This is a genomic window from Deinococcus koreensis (assembly GCF_002901445.1).
GTDB classification, from domain to species: Bacteria; Deinococcota; Deinococci; order Deinococcales; family Deinococcaceae; genus Deinococcus; species Deinococcus koreensis.
In genome coordinates this window covers 2,556,105-2,570,599 of the sequence record NZ_PPPD01000001.1, presented here as the reverse complement: position 1 = coordinate 2,570,599, position 14,495 = coordinate 2,556,105, and the positions used below count along the sequence as shown (strand labels likewise).

General features: G+C 69.4%; 12 protein-coding genes and 1 pseudogene. 8 read left to right on the top strand and 5 right to left on the bottom strand.

Translation table 11 applies throughout. The annotated features are described in order from the left end of the window. Positions 1–59: 59 nt before the first annotated feature. A complete protein-coding gene (locus CVO96_RS12100; RefSeq protein ID WP_103312451.1) occupies positions 60–596 on the top strand; it encodes a hypothetical protein in 537 nt (178 codons plus the stop codon). A gap of 4 nt (positions 597–600) precedes the next feature. Here CVO96_RS12100 and CVO96_RS12095 read toward each other — a convergent pair whose 3' ends face one another. Next, positions 601–1,311 (bottom strand): SDR family oxidoreductase, encoded by a 711-nt coding sequence (locus CVO96_RS12095; RefSeq protein WP_103312450.1) that lies wholly within the window; start codon positions 1,309–1,311, stop codon positions 601–603. A gap of 43 nt (positions 1,312–1,354) precedes the next feature. Between CVO96_RS12095 and CVO96_RS12090 the strand changes: the two genes are divergently transcribed. Further along, positions 1,355–1,540 (top strand): nitroreductase family protein, encoded by a 186-nt coding sequence (locus CVO96_RS12090; protein ID WP_103312449.1) that lies wholly within the window; start codon positions 1,355–1,357, stop codon positions 1,538–1,540. Between the two features lie 12 nt (positions 1,541–1,552). Then, a pseudogene (locus CVO96_RS12085) lies at positions 1,553–1,975 on the top strand (nitroreductase family protein); the annotation flags it as partial. 3 nt (positions 1,976–1,978) lie between these two features. On the opposite strand, the gene CVO96_RS12080 reads toward CVO96_RS12085, so the two are convergent. From CVO96_RS12080 to CVO96_RS12070, 3 genes are all read right to left on the bottom strand, one after another. Continuing rightward, positions 1,979–3,025, bottom strand: a complete 1,047-nt coding sequence (locus CVO96_RS12080) for an alpha/beta hydrolase family protein (protein WP_103312447.1) — start codon at positions 3,023–3,025, stop codon at positions 1,979–1,981. Positions 3,026–3,035: 10 nt separating this feature from the next. Continuing rightward, positions 3,036–4,001: an alpha/beta hydrolase family protein gene (locus CVO96_RS12075; RefSeq protein WP_103312446.1), complete on the bottom strand. Its 966-nt coding sequence runs from the start codon at positions 3,999–4,001 to the stop codon at positions 3,036–3,038. Between the two features lie 119 nt (positions 4,002–4,120). Beyond that, positions 4,121–4,672, bottom strand: coding sequence for a hypothetical protein (locus tag CVO96_RS12070; RefSeq protein WP_103312445.1), 552 nt, complete (start codon positions 4,670–4,672; stop codon positions 4,121–4,123). 313 nt (positions 4,673–4,985) lie between these two features. Between CVO96_RS12070 and CVO96_RS12065 the strand changes: the two genes are divergently transcribed. Together CVO96_RS12065 and CVO96_RS12060 are read left to right on the top strand one after the other, a co-directional pair. Beyond that, positions 4,986–6,770: a carboxypeptidase-like regulatory domain-containing protein gene (locus CVO96_RS12065; protein ID WP_103312444.1), complete on the top strand. Its 1,785-nt coding sequence runs from the start codon at positions 4,986–4,988 to the stop codon at positions 6,768–6,770. An 11-nt stretch (positions 6,771–6,781) separates the two neighbouring features. After that, positions 6,782–8,893 carry a S8 family serine peptidase gene (locus CVO96_RS12060; protein WP_103312443.1) on the top strand — a complete coding sequence of 704 codons (2,112 nt, stop codon included), beginning with the start codon at positions 6,782–6,784 and terminating at the stop codon, positions 8,891–8,893. Between the two features lie 83 nt (positions 8,894–8,976). Here CVO96_RS12060 and cmk read toward each other — a convergent pair whose 3' ends face one another. Further along, on the bottom strand, positions 8,977–9,606 hold the full coding sequence (cmk, locus tag CVO96_RS12055; protein ID WP_165795378.1) for a (d)CMP kinase: 630 nt from the start codon (positions 9,604–9,606) through the stop codon (positions 8,977–8,979). A 153-nt stretch (positions 9,607–9,759) separates the two neighbouring features. Here cmk and CVO96_RS12050 point away from each other — a divergent pair, with 153 nt between their 5' ends. The 3 genes from CVO96_RS12050 (at position 9,760) to CVO96_RS12040 (ending at position 14,451) form a co-directional block, all read left to right on the top strand. After that, on the top strand, positions 9,760–10,545 hold the full coding sequence (locus CVO96_RS12050; RefSeq protein ID WP_103312441.1) for a peptidylprolyl isomerase: 786 nt from the start codon (positions 9,760–9,762) through the stop codon (positions 10,543–10,545). Between the two features lie 140 nt (positions 10,546–10,685). Further along, on the top strand, positions 10,686–12,491 hold the full coding sequence (locus CVO96_RS12045; protein WP_103312440.1) for an ABC transporter ATP-binding protein: 1,806 nt from the start codon (positions 10,686–10,688) through the stop codon (positions 12,489–12,491). A gap of 145 nt (positions 12,492–12,636) precedes the next feature. Continuing rightward, on the top strand, positions 12,637–14,451 hold the full coding sequence (locus CVO96_RS12040; RefSeq protein ID WP_103312439.1) for an ABC transporter ATP-binding protein: 1,815 nt from the start codon (positions 12,637–12,639) through the stop codon (positions 14,449–14,451). Positions 14,452–14,495: the final 44 nt, after the last annotated feature.

Genomic DNA, 14,495 nt, shown 5'->3' with positions numbered 1-14,495 from the left:
CCCTGGGCGAGCAGACCCCGGCGGTTCGCGCCCGCCTGGAGGCCGAATACCACGCGCATATGGCCGCGATGCTGGCGGCAGGTGAATCTGCCGACACAGCGCTGGAAGCCCTGGGCCGACCAGGGGACGTAGCCCGCGGCCTGGGCCGCCTCTACCTGTCGGCCGAACGGCTGGGGAGCCTGCGCCGGCTGTGGCGCATCCGCAGCCTGAGCCTGATCCTGGGCTGGTCGCTGCTCAGCGTATGCCTGATGGGGGTGCTGAAGCTTCAGGAGGCCCTGCGCTGGCACCACCCGGAGCAGCTCATCGGCGTCGGTATCGGGCTCGGCAGCGCGGCGCTGCTGTGGTGGAGCACCCACCGGCTGCGGCTGGAGGCCCGCCAGCTGATCCAGACCAACCTGGGGGCCCTGCCGCTGGGTCTGCTGGCGTACAGCGACGTGCTGCTCGGGCAGACCGCGCAGTCACCCGCACCACCGCTGCTGGTCGTGCTGCTGCCCGCCGTCCTCCTGGGAGTCGGTGCCCTGACCGGATTCGAGCTTCAGAAGCTGCGCCGCACCCTGGCCGCCGAGGACGCCGCCCCGGAGACGCAGCGCGCCTGATCCGTCACAGCTCCTGGGTCGTCGGGCGGATCAGCAGCTCGTTCACGGCCACGTGCGGGGGCTGGTTCAGCACGTACAGCACGGCGCGGGCCACGTCGTCGTCCTGCAGGAAGGCGGCGCCCTCGGGCCTGCGGTCCTCAGCCCAGAAGGGCGTCTCGACCCGGCCGGGCTCGATGTTGGTCACGCGCACGCCCTGCGCGCTGACCTCCTTGCGGATGCTGTCGGCCATGCCGCTGATCGCCCACTTGGTCGCGGAGTACGGCCCCGGTGTGGCGACCCGCCCGGCCACCGAGCCGACCAGGAGGAAGTGACCCCGACTCTCCAGCAGCCGGGGCAGCGTGGCGCGGGCGGTCAGGGCGGCGCCCAGCACGTTGGTCAGGATCATGTCCCGCCACTCGTCCGGGGTCGGGTCGCCGCTGGCGTAGCGCGGCGTGCCGGCCGTGAAGCCCGCGTTCGCCAGCGCCGCGTCGAGCCGGCCGAAGCGCTCCACGGTGGCGGCCACGGCGCGTTCCAGATCCTCCCAGAGGGTCACGTCGCAGCGCAGGGGCAGGGCCGAGTCGCCCAGTTCGGCGGCCAGGGCCCGCAGCTTGTCCTCCGAGCGGGCGGCCAGCGCGACCCGCCAGCCCTCGGCGGCGGCCTGCCGCGCGACTGCCGCGCCGATGCCGGTGCTGGCGCCGGTGATGAACAGAACCCTGCCGGATGGAGCGTGCGTCATGGCGCCCATGCTTCCACCCCCCCAGGGGCATGATGTGTGGACGATGACCGACTTCCCTTCACCCGCGACTCCTCCCTCTGCCCAGGCCCAGGCCGTCCTGGACGTGATCCGCCGACGCCGCACGGTGGACATCACGGCGCTGCGGCCAGGCCCGCTGCCCAGGGGGGGGCTGGAGGCCATTCTGGAGGCTGGCACCTGGGCGCCCACCTACGGCCTCTCGCAGCCCTGACACTTCACGGTCTTCACGGGCGAGGCCCGCATCCGGCTGGGCGAACTCTTCGCGCAGGGTTACGCCGCCGGCACGGCGCCCGACCGGGACAGCCCCGCCGCGCTGGCGGCCCAGCGCGCCTGCGCCCTAAAGGCCCCGGCCTGGATCAGCCTGGAACTGCACATCCCGCCGGGCTCGAAGTTTCCCCAGTGGGAGGAGCAGGTGGCGCTGGCCTGCGCGGCCCAGAACATGCTGCTGGCCGCGACCGCCTTCGGGCTGGCGAGCAAGTGGGCCAGCGGGGCCGTGATGGTCAGCCCGCTGACCGCGCAGGCCCTGGGGGCTCCGCGGCGGCTGGGCTTCATCTTCCCGGGCTTTCCCGCCAGAAGCGTGCCGGACAGCACCCGCGCACCGCTGGCGCAGACTGTGACCTGGGCTGAGGAGGCCGGAGCCCCGTAGAACCTACAGGTTGGCCTGGAAGAACTGCACGCTGCGCCGCAGGGCCGTGCCCAGGGTGCGGCTCAGGTTGTGGTCGTCGCCCTCGTAGCGGTAGGCCACGACGCTCTGTCCGGCGGCGCGCAGGTCGTCCGCCAGCGCCCTCTGGAAGGCGTAGGGCACCTCCTTGTCGGCGGTGCCGTGGTGCAGCTGGATAGGCCGCCCGCGCAGCTCCCGCAGCGACGCGTTGGGGCTCAGGGCACGCAGAAATCGGCGGTTCAGGGCGTCGAGCGTTCGGCGCTTGCCGGCGGGCGGGTTCCAGTCGGTCGCCAGGACGTCGTAGCCGGCCACCACGCCCGCCCAGAGCGAGGCTGCCTTAAGCTCGGGATCGACCAGCATGGCCCGCAGCGAGAGCTGACCGCCCATCGAGTGGCCCCACAGGCCCAGCCGCTTCGCGTTCACCCGGCGGTCTTTTTTCAGGCTGGCGGCGGCGTTCAGCACGTCCACCGTGTAGCCGGGGTCGTCGTAGCCTCCCCGCGCCTCGCCCTCGGAGCGCCCGTGGCCCCGGTAGTCGCTTTTCAGGGTCACGAAGCCGGCGCGGGCGAAGGCGTCCTGATAGGCGACATAGCGCTCCGTGGTGCGGTACTGCGCCGGGGGGATGTAGCCGTGGTTGAACACGATGGCCGGCCACCCCCCCTGAGGCGGCGTGCCCCGCGGCACGGTCAGCAGGGCGTCGATCCGCAGGCCGTCCGACTGATACGACACGACCTGGCGCGAGTAGTTCACGCCCGCGCGCAGGGTCTGCCGAACCGTCAGGGCGCTGCCGGGGTAGGTCCGCGCCCGCAGCGCCTGGATGGAGATGGGCTGGCGGGCCACCGCCGCGCGGAGGGCGGCGCCGGACAGGTCGCCCAGCGGGCCGGCCGGCGCGGGGCCGGGGACTTCGGCGGGGGTCTCCGGGCGGGTCGCCGCCTGGTTCCAGGGCAGGCGCAGGGGCAGGCGTCCGGGCTGGGTCAGGGCCACATACCCGGCCCCGAGCAGCAGCGCCAGCAGCACCCAGCCGATCAGCCGCCGCATGGGGCGCTCCTCACAGGTGGGCCTTGAAAAAGGCCACCGAGCGGCTCAGCGCCGTGCCCAGGTTGCGGCTGAGGTTGTGGTTGTCGCCGGGATACACGTAGCTCTGCACCGGCTGGCCCGCCGCCCTGAGCTGAGCTGCCAGCGCCGTGTGGAAGGCCACCGGTACCTCCTCGTCGGCCGAGCCGATGTGCAGCTGGAGGGGGCCGCCCAGGTCGCGCAGGAAGGCGTTGGCGCTGAGCGAGTTCCAGAACTTCGGGTTGGCCTTCGGGGTGCCGTACTTCGCCACCGCCGCCCTGCGGAGATTCAGCACGCGCTGCGGGATGCTGGCGGGTGGGCGGTTGTTCCAGCCGGTCATCATCTGGTCGTAGTCCCCGACCACGCCGCCCCAGATCACACCGGCCTTCACCGAGCGGTCGATCACCATGGCGCGCAGGCTCAGGAAGCCGCCCATGGAGTGCCCCCACATGCCGATCCGCGCCGGGTTGACGCGCCCGTCCTGCTTGAGACTGCCCAGCGCGTTCATGACGTCGGTGGTGTAGCCGGGGCTGAAGTAGCCGCCCAGCGCCTCCCCCTGCGAACGGCCATGCCCACGGTAGTCACTCTTGAGCGTGACGAAGCCCGCCCGCGCGAAGGCGTCCTGGTAGGCCACGTAGCGCTCGGTGGTGCGGTACTGCTGCGGGGGCACGTAGCCGTGGTTGAACACGATGGCCGGCCAGCCCCCCTTGGGCGCCCTGCCGCTGGGCACCGTGAGCAGGGCGTCGATCCGCAGGCCGCCCGACTGGTACGACACGACCTGGCGCGAGTAGTTCACGCCCGCGCGCAGGGTCTGCCGCACCGTGAGGACGCTGCAGGGGTACGTCTGCTGGCGGGCGGCCGCGATGCTCATCTGCGCGGCGTCCACCTTCACCGGCAGGTCGGCCGGCTGGGCGCCGACCTGACCGAGCAGCAGGAGCGGCAGCAGGGCGAGGGGTCTCATGCCCAGAGGCTAGCGGGCCTGACCGGAGCCGACCGCGTCAGGGGCGACGTTTCCCGGTTCAGCCGGCTTCAGCGTCTGCCCAGCATGTCCTCATCCACCCGCCGGGGTGGCACCCGGCCTCAGCGGCTGATGGTGTAGCCGGTGACCTTCGTGACCGGGCGGGGGTTGGCGGCGCCCAGGGGCTGGCCGCGGTCGAGGAGGTTCCAGCCCGCCGAGACGGTCATCGCGGGCAGCAGGTCACTGCTCTCTCCAGGCATGAATTCCGGAATGGTGATGGCCGCGAAGCTGCCGCCCAGCGGGCTGTAGACCAGCCACTGCCGGTTGCGGGCGAAGGGCTCGCCCAGATTCAGGTTCGCGTCGTTGTTGGCGTCGTCGAAGGCCACGACCTGATAGACCCCGGCCACGTTCGGCAGGGGCGGGCTGGGCAGATCGAAGCCGAACGTCCAGCTGCCCGCGCCCGCGCTCACCACGTTCTGCGGAATCGCGCTGTTGGTGCTCACCGCCACCGGAACCCCGGTTCCCACCAGCGCCAGCCGCAGGCGAGGCGCACTGCCCCAGGTGCCCGAGATGGTGCCGCTGAGCGGGTAATCGGCCGGCTCCTTGACGTCCTGGCGCGCGCAGGCGGCCAGCGAGAGCGCGGACAGGATCAGGGGAAGCAGGAGGCGACGCATGGGTTCAGGGTACGCGTAGGGGTAGGCTTTCGTGTGAATGGTTCCCGTCGCCCTTCTCAGGTGACACTCAGTAAGCTGGCACTTAGAACTGCAGGGCCCTATACCCGAACTACATGCTTCGTGTTCCAGTCGCTCACAAACGCAGATGAGCAAAAGTTGAAGCGGCCTTGAGGAACGCTTGCTCCACTTGGATACAGCCGCTATGCTGTGCGACATCGCATTCCAAGCCTGACGGCCAAATCTGTCTACCCCGTGTTTGTATTCCTGTTGACCCGCATTTGGCGGGCCGTTTCTTGAGCTGTAAGGAGTCGTCATGAACCGATCCCGCACCTTGCCTTTACTTGCCCTGACCGGCCTGATCCTCAGCGCCTGCTCGGGGGGCTCAAATTCCCCCAACCCCACTCCGGGCCCCGTCCTCAACGGGCCTGGAGTCGTCCGGGGCATCATTGTGGATCAGAACATCGGCGCCCCGGTGGCCGGGAGCACCATCACGGTGTATCAGGACAGCAAGGTCATCACCACCCTGCCCTCGAAGGCCGACGGCTCCTTCGACATCTCGGGACTGCCCGAAGGTACCTACGACCTGAAAGCCCGCAAATCCGGCATGGCCGGCAGCGACGTCTATGGCCTGATCGTCGGAACCGATCCTCTGGATCTGCGAATGGTTCAGCGTCCGGCCTTCGAGACGAGTGGAACAGCCGAGCCCGCCACATTGACCCTGACTCGCGCCGACGGCACGACGCCGCTGGCCGGCAGCACCTTCACGGACAAGGTGGACTTCCAGATCACGACTTCGGCCGGTTCAAAGCACACCGGGCCACTGCGCGTGATCTACGCTCAGCTGGGCCGGACGCCAGGCTCGGCGTCCGTGACGGGCTCATCGACAGACGGCAAATGGCTGTTCAACCCGCCTCAGGATCAACTCGGGCCGACCACCACAGACAAGGTCACGCTGCCCAACGCCGCCTCTCCCAATTTCGTCAAGGGTTTCGGCAGTACCAGCGGTGAGACCGTCTTCATGGAAATCTTGGCCGTGGATTTCAACTACAACTATTCGCGCTACATCGTGCCGATCACGCTGGTCAACACGTCGGCCAGCGCTGCGGCCACGGTGAGCGCCCCGACCCAGGCAGCTGCCATTTCCTACACCCTGAAGCAGGAAGGCGACTGGACGCGCCCCTACAGCACGCCGGGCCATGAGGGCGCGGCGCTCGGCGGCGACGCGGCCCCCAACGGCTCCGGCGTCTTCGTGGAAGTCCGCTGGTGTTACACCAACACGGCGGCGACGCCCTTCGCCTTCGACATCGAGCGTTCGTCCGACGGCACCAGCTTCTCTAAAATCGGCACGGTCGCCGGCGCCTCGGACGCCACGGCCTGCCCGGCCAACCAGCTCACGCGGCCCTTCTTCTACCGCGACAACAGTGCGGCGCTGGCTGTCGGCAAGACCTTCACTTACCGCGTGGTGGCGCGCGGAGCCAACATGGCACCCAGCAACAGCACCGCCACCTCGCCGCTGGCGCCCTTCATGCCCAAGTTGCTGGGGCCCGCCGATGAGAGCAATGGCGTCTCGCTGACCCCGACCTTCGTGATCGGCAATCCCCAGCAGGAGATCGGCGCGGACGGCGCTGGATACAACCTCCAACTGCGCGACCTCTACACCGGGGGGGGCTACAACCTGCCCGGGAATCCTGGCGCCGCAACTGCCGCCGCGCTGTTCCGCGTCGAAGAGGGCACCGGCACGTCCGGCAACGGCGTACCTGCCGGGCAGTCCCTGGTCTTCACGTCTGGAATGGCCAGCAACTTCGTGCTGACCGATACGGCTGGCATTCTGGCCCCGGGTAAGCCGAACTTGATCCCAGTCGACCAGACCGCGCACACCGTGAGCATTCCGCTCGAGGTTTTCGCCGAGAAGCCGTTGCAGACCCTGCGTCCCTACAAGTGGGAGATGTACGCCGGCTACGCCTATAAATACTCGCCTGCCGAAGGTAAACGTGTCAGCGCCTACTCGGTCTACACCTGGCCGGCCAGCAGCATTCTGCCGATTCCAGCCGCTCGCCCCGTCAACCAGAACTTCGATTTCATCACCGGACAGCAGTGAGAGGAGCCTCCATGCACAAGAACATCTTTAAACACGTTGGGCTGGTGGGCCTCACCGCGCTGCTCGCCGCCTGCTCCCAGCAGGGAACGCCGAGCCGGGCTGGGGCCCTCAAGCCCGCGTTGAATGAAAACGGCGCAGTCGCCCAGCTCGGGCAGCTGAAGTACATCCAAAATGAACTGGTCGTTGGGTATAGCGATCCTGAGGCCCTGAACCGCGTCGCAAACGTGCTCGGAGGCTCCGTCGTAGCGACCATCCCTGAGATTCGGGTCGGCCTGGTGCGGTTTAACGGGGATGCTGCCAAGTCCTCCGGTCAGGTGTTTCGGCTGCCCGGCGTGCGTTACGCCCAGCCCAATCTGCTGGTGCGCGGCGAATCTCCCCAGCCTGGGGTTGGTACGGCGGCGCTGCAGGCTCAGGCAGCTTCGGCCGATCAGGTCTTCGACGAACTGCCCCAGTACGCCCTCGACCCCCGTCACCTCAATGCCAGGGCGGCCTGGGACGCGGGCCTGACCGGGGCTGGCGTCAAGGTGGCCGTGCTGGACGATCCCGGCGACGTGACTCACCCTGATCTGGCCCCCAACTGGAGCGGTGTGGCCTACAACCCCTTCCTCAACAAGGTGTATACCTCGGGCGCCGAGTGGGTCGCGGACTACGAGAGCGATTTCGCCTCGCACGGCACGTTTGTCGCGTCCAGCATCGTTGCGCCAAAGGACGGTAAGGGCATTGTCGGAGTCGCCCCCCAGGCCAAATTCATGCCCGTGGTGATCAATCCTGCGGTCAAGGCCATCAACGAGTTCTACTCGGACTTCTACATCGCGCGCGGCGCCGTGTGGGCCAGCAACAACGGTGCGCGGGTGCTGAACAACTCCTGGGGCGGCGGGCTGTCGTTCGGGCCGATCAAGGACGCCTTCGACTACGCCATGAGCAACGGCACGGTGGTGGTGGCCTCGATGGGCAACTCCTACCACGACGAGTTCCAATACCCGGCGGCGCTGCCCGGCGTAATCGCCTCGGGGGCGCTGGACGGCAGCAACCGTAAGGTGACCTTCTCGACGACCGGCCGCCACATCTCCTCGGGCGCCCCCGGCCAGGACGTCATGCTCGCCAACCCCACCTGGCTGGGCGGCGGCCATGAACTGATCTCGGGCACCTCATTCTCAAGCCCCTACACGGCTGGCGTGGCCGCGCTGGTGTTGCAGAAATGCCCCAGCGCAACTCCATATCAGGTGCGCCGCGTGATGGAGACCACGGCCAACAGTTCTGTCGGCTCCAATCCGACAGGCTTCGACCGCGACACCGGCTGGGGAGCCCTGGACGCCGGCAAGATCGCCGCCACCCTGAAGTCCTGCGCGTCTCTGCCCGCCAAGGGCGCTTACGTCAACATCAACGTGAAATATGTCGACAACCAGGGCACCCACCCCGGCGTGCTGGGCGACGTGATGCTGCGAGGCCAGGGGTTCCGCGCCGGCGCCACCGACGACCCCACCCCGCTGTACCTCTCGACGACCGACGCGGAGGGGAACGGCCGCTTCGCGGAGATCGCGCCGGGCACCTACGACGTGTACGTGGCGGGTTCCGACCTGAGCCTGACCGGCGGGCTGCCCGAGGAGCGCGGTACCTATGTGGGTACTCTGAGCGCCACCGCCGGCTCCAGCGCGACGGCCCCGGATCAGAAGAACGTGCTGCTGACCGCCCAGTTCCCGAACTTCAACCCGGTCGATCCCTATGAGCCCAACGACACGCCGGCTGAGGCCAAGACTATCGCTTACGGCCAGACGACCCAGACGGCCTACATCTTCGGGCAGCCTCAAGACGCCGACTTCTTCAAATTCACTGCGGCGGCCGGCGACAAGATCGCGGCCAATGTGCTTGCGGCTGGCGAACTCGGCGGCACCTTAGACTCCTATCTGTTCCTGATCGGCCCAGACGGCAAAACCGTGCTGAGCGAGAACGACGACCGGGGTACCCCGCGCATCGATTCCGACTCCGAGATCCTGTACACGATTCAAACGGCAGGCACCTACTATCTGAAGGTCTCGAGCTGCACCATCTCGTGCAATCCCAAGTCCCCCCAGGACGACGACTCTCCTTTCAATAAGTACCAGCTCAAGCTGCAGAAGCAGTGAATGATCTGAATCGGTAGGCCAGCAGGACAGAAACGAGTGAAGGCGCCCAACCTCTAAGCTGGGCGCCTTCACTCACTGCAGGGTCAGCCCTGGTCCACTGCGACGACCCTCTCCAGAATCGCCCCGATCACCCCCGCCAGATCCAGCGGCCCGGTGTCGATCACCACGGCGTCGGGCGCGGGCGCACTCTGCACCCTATCCAGCTCGTCGCGGCGGATCAGGGCGGCCTCGATGGCGTCCACGTCCTCGGGGCGTTCCTGGGCGCGGCGCCCGGCCCGCACGCGGGGGCTGGCGGTCAGGTAGAACTTGGCCGGCGCCTGCGGGAAGACGGCGGTGCCCATGTCGCGGCCCTCGGCCACGAAGGGGGGCGCGACCTCGCGGAGCTGCGCGTTGACCCACTCGCGCACGCCGGGCAGCACCGCCACGACGCTCACCCCGTGGTCGACCGCCGTGGAATGCAGGTCGGCCGTGAGGTCACGTTCGCCCTGCCAGACCCGGTTGCCCTGCGCGAGCGGCTCCAGGCGCACCGGATGGGTGTGCAGGGCCTCCAGCACGGCCGCTTCGCTCAGGTCGGCCCCGGCCTCCAGTCCCAGCAGGGTCGCGGCGCGGTAGAGCAGGCCGGAGCTGAGATACGGCACGCCGAGGGCACGCGCCACACCGGACGACACGCTGGATTTACCGCTGGCCGCTACGCCGTCGATGGTCACGATCAGGGGGGGGAGGGACGGACTGGCTGGCATCAGTGGGCAGTGTAGCCGGGCCAGGGGCCACTTGAAACCCGTGCTCCCCCATAGCGTGTCCGGCCCCACGGATGCCACTTTGGATGGTCGCCGGCGTCCACCGCCGGCCGCTAGACTGGAGGCGCTATGAAACCTGCTGCCCTGATCCTGACCGCCCTGCTGGCGCTGACCGCCTGCCAGAAGAAGGCGGCCGACACGACCACGACGCCCGCCGCCACCGAGACCCCGGCTGAGACGCCCGCCGAGACACCCGCCACCCCGACCGCCGAGACACCCGCCTCCACACCGGCCGCGACTCCAGGCGCCACCAGCGCCGGCCCGGTGCCCGCCGGCTACACGCTGGTGCCCGCGCTGAGCGACAAACCCGTCCGCACCTTCGCGGCCGAGCCCGAGTTCGGCCTGCAGGACGGCAAGGACTACTACGCCCTGATCGACACCAACCGGGGCCAGATCCTGGCCGACCTCTACGAGCAGGAAACGCCCGTGACGGTGAACAACTTCGTCTCTCTGGCCCGCAACCACTTCTTCGACGGCATCAGGTTCCACCGCGTCATCGAGGGCTTCATGGCCCAGACGGGCGACCCCAAGAGCGTGGACGAGGCCAAGAAGGCCGAGTGGGGCACCGGCGACCCCGGCTACAAGTTCGCCGACGAGTTCCGCACCAAGCTGACCTTCAACTCGGGCGGCATCCTGGCGATGGCGAATTCCGGCCCGGCCACCAACGGCTCGCAGTTCTTCATCACCTTCGAGCCCACCGAGTTCCTGAACGGCAAGCACACGATCTTCGGCAAGGTCGTGACCGGCGACGCGGTGCTGCCCAAGCTGACCCGCACCATGGATCAGAGCAATGCCGAGGTGGCGGGCGCCGTGGCCGACAGGATCATCTCCGTGCGGATCCTGACCAAGGGCTGAGGATCGGAAGCGGGGGCGGGTAGGCGCGAGGCTGGCCCGTCCCCGCCGTGTTGCCAGGGGCGGTGTCGATGAGGCTTCTGCCCCCGCCCATGCGCCACTTAGCAGATGCAGCGAGGGGGCCGGCGCTCTAGCCTGGGCGCATGACCGCCGACGCCCAGCGCCCGCCCCAGCTCACGCCGACGCCACACCGACGAAGTTCCACGCTGGGGGTGCTGGGCACGTACCTGGGGCCGCTGAAATGGCAGGTGATGGGTCTGGCCGCGCTGCTGCTGACCGGCGTGGGCCTGAACCTGCTGCTGCCGCAACTGCTCCGGCGCTTCGTGGACAACGCCAAGCTGGGCGCCGGGGCCGATCCGGGGCTGCTGGCGCGCCTGGCGGGGTTCTATATCGCCCTGGCGGTGGGCGTGCAGCTCATGAACGCCGGAGCGACCTTCGTGGGCGCGCGGGTGGGCTGGACGGCCACCAACCGCCTGCGCGCCGACCTGATGGCGCATCTGCTCTCGCTGGACATGCGCGAGCACAAGGAGCGCACCCCCGGCGAGATGATCGAGCGCATCGACGGCGACGTGACCGCCCTGAGCAACTTCTTCTCGCAGTTCGCGGTGCGGGTCTTCGGCGCGGCCCTGCTGCTGACCGGGGCGCTCGTGATGTTCTACCGGGTCGACTGGCGTGTGGGGCTGGGCGTCACGGCCTTCACGGGGATCACGCTGGGTGCCATGAACCGCGTCCGCAAGCTGGGTGTCGAGCCCACCCGCCTGGAACGCGAGAGCAGCGCGAAACTCTTCAGCTTCGTCGAGGAGCGGCTCTCCGGCCTGGACGACATCCGCGCGCTGGGGGCCGGCGGGCACCACCTGAACGCCTTCCTGCGTACCCAGCGCGAATTTTTCGGCCGCTCGGTGCTGTCCTGGCGGCGGCGCAGCGTGGTCTGGCAGCTCAGCATGATCCTGTTCGCGGTGGGCTACGTGGGCGTGCTGGTGGCAGCCGTGGGCCTGTACGCGGCGGGCTCGATCACGCTGGGCACCGCCTTCCTGATGTACCAGTACATGAGCCTGGTGGAAGAACCCATCGACCAGCTCACGCAGCAGCTTCAGGAGCTGCAGAAGGCCGGGGCCAGCCTGGGCCGCGTGGGCGAGATCCTGAGCCTGAGGAGCGCCATCGTGGACGGCACGCGGAGCCTGCCCGCCGGGCCGCTGGAACTGGAGTTCGAGGACGTGGACTTCACGTACACGCAGGATGAGCCCGGCATCCGGGGCGTGCTGCGCGGCGTGAGCTTCACCCTGCCCGCCGGGCAGACGCTGGGCCTGCTGGGCCGCACCGGCAGCGGCAAGACCACCCTGACCCGGCTGGTCTCGCGCCTGTACGACGCGACTTCCGGGCAGGTGCGCCTGGGCGGGGTGGACGTGCGGGACGTGCCCCTGAAGGCGCTGCGGGGGCGCGTGGCGGTGGTCACGCAGGACGTGCAGCTCTTTCAGGCCAGCGTGCGCGACAACCTGAGCTTCTTCGACGCCTCCGTCAGCGACGAGCGGGTCGAGGCCGCGCTGCGCGAGGTCGGGCTGGGCCGGTGGCTCTCTCGTCTGGAACACGGCGTCCGCACGCCGCTTCCCACCGGCAGCCTGTCGGCGGGCGAGGCGCAGCTGCTGGCGTTTGCCCGCGTGATCCTGCTCGATCCGGCGGTGATCATCCTCGACGAGCCCAGCAGCCGGCTCGACCCGGCCACCGAGGGCCTGCTGACCGCCGCCATGACCCGGCTGCTCGCGGGGCGCACGGCGATCATCATCGCGCACCGGCTGGACACCGTGGCCCGCGCCGACCGGATTCTGGTGCTGGGCGGGGGCGAGGTGCTCGAAGACGGTGTGCGTGCCGAGCTGGCCCACCTGCCGCGCGGCCACTACGCCGGACTGCTGCAGGCAGGCGTGCTGGACGACGGCGAAGGGGTGCTGGCGTGAGGGCTGTATCGGATGGGCCCCCCACCCATAGGCCAGGGGACTTGATGGCGGGGTCGATGGTCACACGCCCCCTCTCCTCCGCAGGTCTACGACTCACCCCGACCCTCTCCCAGAGGGAGAGAGGGAAAAGTATCCGGAGTTCCACATGACGACCACTTCCCCCACCCCATCCAAAACTGCTTCCGACCGCACCTTCGCGCTCTCGAAGCGGCTGTTCGTGTACAAGCCCGGCCTGTTCGCCTTCAACCTGCTGATGTGGAGCATGATCCACGCCTCGCCGGCGCTGCTGACCCTGGCGATCAGCGGGGTGTTCCGCTCGCTGGAGAATGCCGAGGCGCTGAAGACGGGCGGGCAGGCGCTCGACCCCGCCATCGCCGCTGCGTGGGTCGCGGTCGGCTGGTTCGCCTTCGTGCGGGTCAGCCGCATCGGCATCTTCTACGGCGGCTTCCGCGCCTGGATCGAGCTGTGGTACACGCTGGACGCGCTGGTGCGCCGCAACCTGATGGGCTACCTGCTCACCGCGCCGGGCTCGCGCCGCCTGCCCGACACCCCCGCCGAGGCGGTCAGCCGCTTCCGCGACGATGTGGACGACGTGGCCGGCTACACCGAGGTCTGGGTGGACGGCGCCGGCTTCGTGCTGTACTCGCTGGTGGCGATCACGCTGATGGCGCGGGTCGACCCCTGGATCACCCTGCTGGTGTGCGCGCCCCTGCTGCTGATGGTGGCCTTCGTGCAGCGGCTCTCCCCCACCATCCGCTCGTACCGCCGCCGGATGCGCGAGGCGACCGCCCGCGTGACCGACTTCGTGGGCGAGACCTTCGGGGCCGTGAGCGCCGTGAAGCTGGCCGCCCGCGAGGACTCCATGGTCGCGCACCTCAGAAGCCTGGGCGAGACCCGCCGCCACGCCGCCCTGCGCGACGTGCTGCTCACCGAGCTGATCCGCGGCGTGAACGCCAACATGGTGAATATCGCCGTGGGGCTGGTGCTGCTGCTGGGCGCCACCAAGGTGCGCGGCGGGGCGCTGGATATCGCCGACTTCGTGCTGTTCATCGGGCTGCTGCCGCGCCTGACCGGCTCGATGGGCTTCTTCGGCGACGCCATCGCCCGCCACCGCCGCACCGGGGTCAGCTACGACCGCATGACCCGCCTGCTGCAGGACGCGCCGGACAGCCGGATCGTCGAGCATCACGACCTGTTCCTGAGCGGCGAACCGGCGGCGCCGGCGGCCGCGCCCCCCAGGCTGCCGCTCGACGAACTGCGCGTGGAGGGGCTCACCGCCACCCATGAGAGCGGTCTGGGCGTACAGGACGCCAGCTTCAGCGTGCGGCGCGGCGAATTCGTGGTCGTGACCGGGCGCATCGGCAGCGGCAAGAGCACCCTGCTGCGCGCCCTGCTGGGCCTGATTCCGGCCCAGGGCGGCGAGGTGCGCTGGAACGGCCAGCCGGTGGGCGACCCCGCCACCTTCTTCGTGCCGCCCCGCAGCGCCTACACCGCGCAGCTGCCGGGCCTGTTCAGCGACACCCTGCGCGAGAACGTGCTGAGCGGCAGCCGCGAAGACCGCCTGGAGCGGGCCGTGCGCCTGGCGGTGCTGGACAGCGACCTGGGGCAGCTCCCGCAGGGCCTGGACACCCCGGTCGGGGCGCGCGGCGTGAAGCTGTCGGGCGGGCAGGTGCAGCGCACGGCGGTGGCCCGGATGCTCGCCCGCGACGCCGACCTGCTGGTCTTCGACGACGTGAGCAGTGCCCTGGACGCCCGCACCGAGGCCCAGCTGTGGGACGGCCTGTTCAGCGAACTGGACGCCACCTGTCTGGTGGTCAGCCACCGCCGCGCCGCCCTGACCCGGGCAGACAAGATCCTGCTGATGCAGGGCGGCAAGGTCGTAGACACGGGCACGCTGGACGAGCTGCTGGAACGCAGCGAGGAGATGCGGGCGCTGTGGGCGGAGGACGTGGCCGAGTAACGCCCTGCCCGGAAGGGGCGAGCCACCCCATCACGGCACCGGGA

Bases quoted from the DNA above. Each gene is read 5' to 3' on its own strand.
- CVO96_RS12100 (WP_103312451.1), top strand. From the start codon at position 60: ATGGCCGCGATGCTGGCGGCAGGTGAATCTGCCGACACAGCGCTGGAA.
- CVO96_RS12095 (WP_103312450.1), bottom strand. From the start codon at position 1,311: ATGACGCACGCTCCATCCGGCAGGGTTCTGTTCATCACCGGCGCCAGC.
- CVO96_RS12090 (WP_103312449.1), top strand. From the start codon at position 1,355: ATGACCGACTTCCCTTCACCCGCGACTCCTCCCTCTGCCCAGGCCCAG.
- CVO96_RS12080 (WP_103312447.1), bottom strand. From the start codon at position 3,025: ATGCGGCGGCTGATCGGCTGGGTGCTGCTGGCGCTGCTGCTCGGGGCC.
- CVO96_RS12075 (WP_103312446.1), bottom strand. From the start codon at position 4,001: ATGAGACCCCTCGCCCTGCTGCCGCTCCTGCTGCTCGGTCAGGTCGGC.
- CVO96_RS12070 (WP_103312445.1), bottom strand. From the start codon at position 4,672: ATGCGTCGCCTCCTGCTTCCCCTGATCCTGTCCGCGCTCTCGCTGGCC.
- CVO96_RS12065 (WP_103312444.1), top strand. From the start codon at position 4,986: ATGAACCGATCCCGCACCTTGCCTTTACTTGCCCTGACCGGCCTGATC.
- CVO96_RS12060 (WP_103312443.1), top strand. From the start codon at position 6,782: ATGCACAAGAACATCTTTAAACACGTTGGGCTGGTGGGCCTCACCGCG.
- CVO96_RS12050 (WP_103312441.1), top strand. From the start codon at position 9,760: ATGAAACCTGCTGCCCTGATCCTGACCGCCCTGCTGGCGCTGACCGCC.
- CVO96_RS12045 (WP_103312440.1), top strand. From the start codon at position 10,686: ATGACCGCCGACGCCCAGCGCCCGCCCCAGCTCACGCCGACGCCACAC.
- CVO96_RS12040 (WP_103312439.1), top strand. From the start codon at position 12,637: ATGACGACCACTTCCCCCACCCCATCCAAAACTGCTTCCGACCGCACC.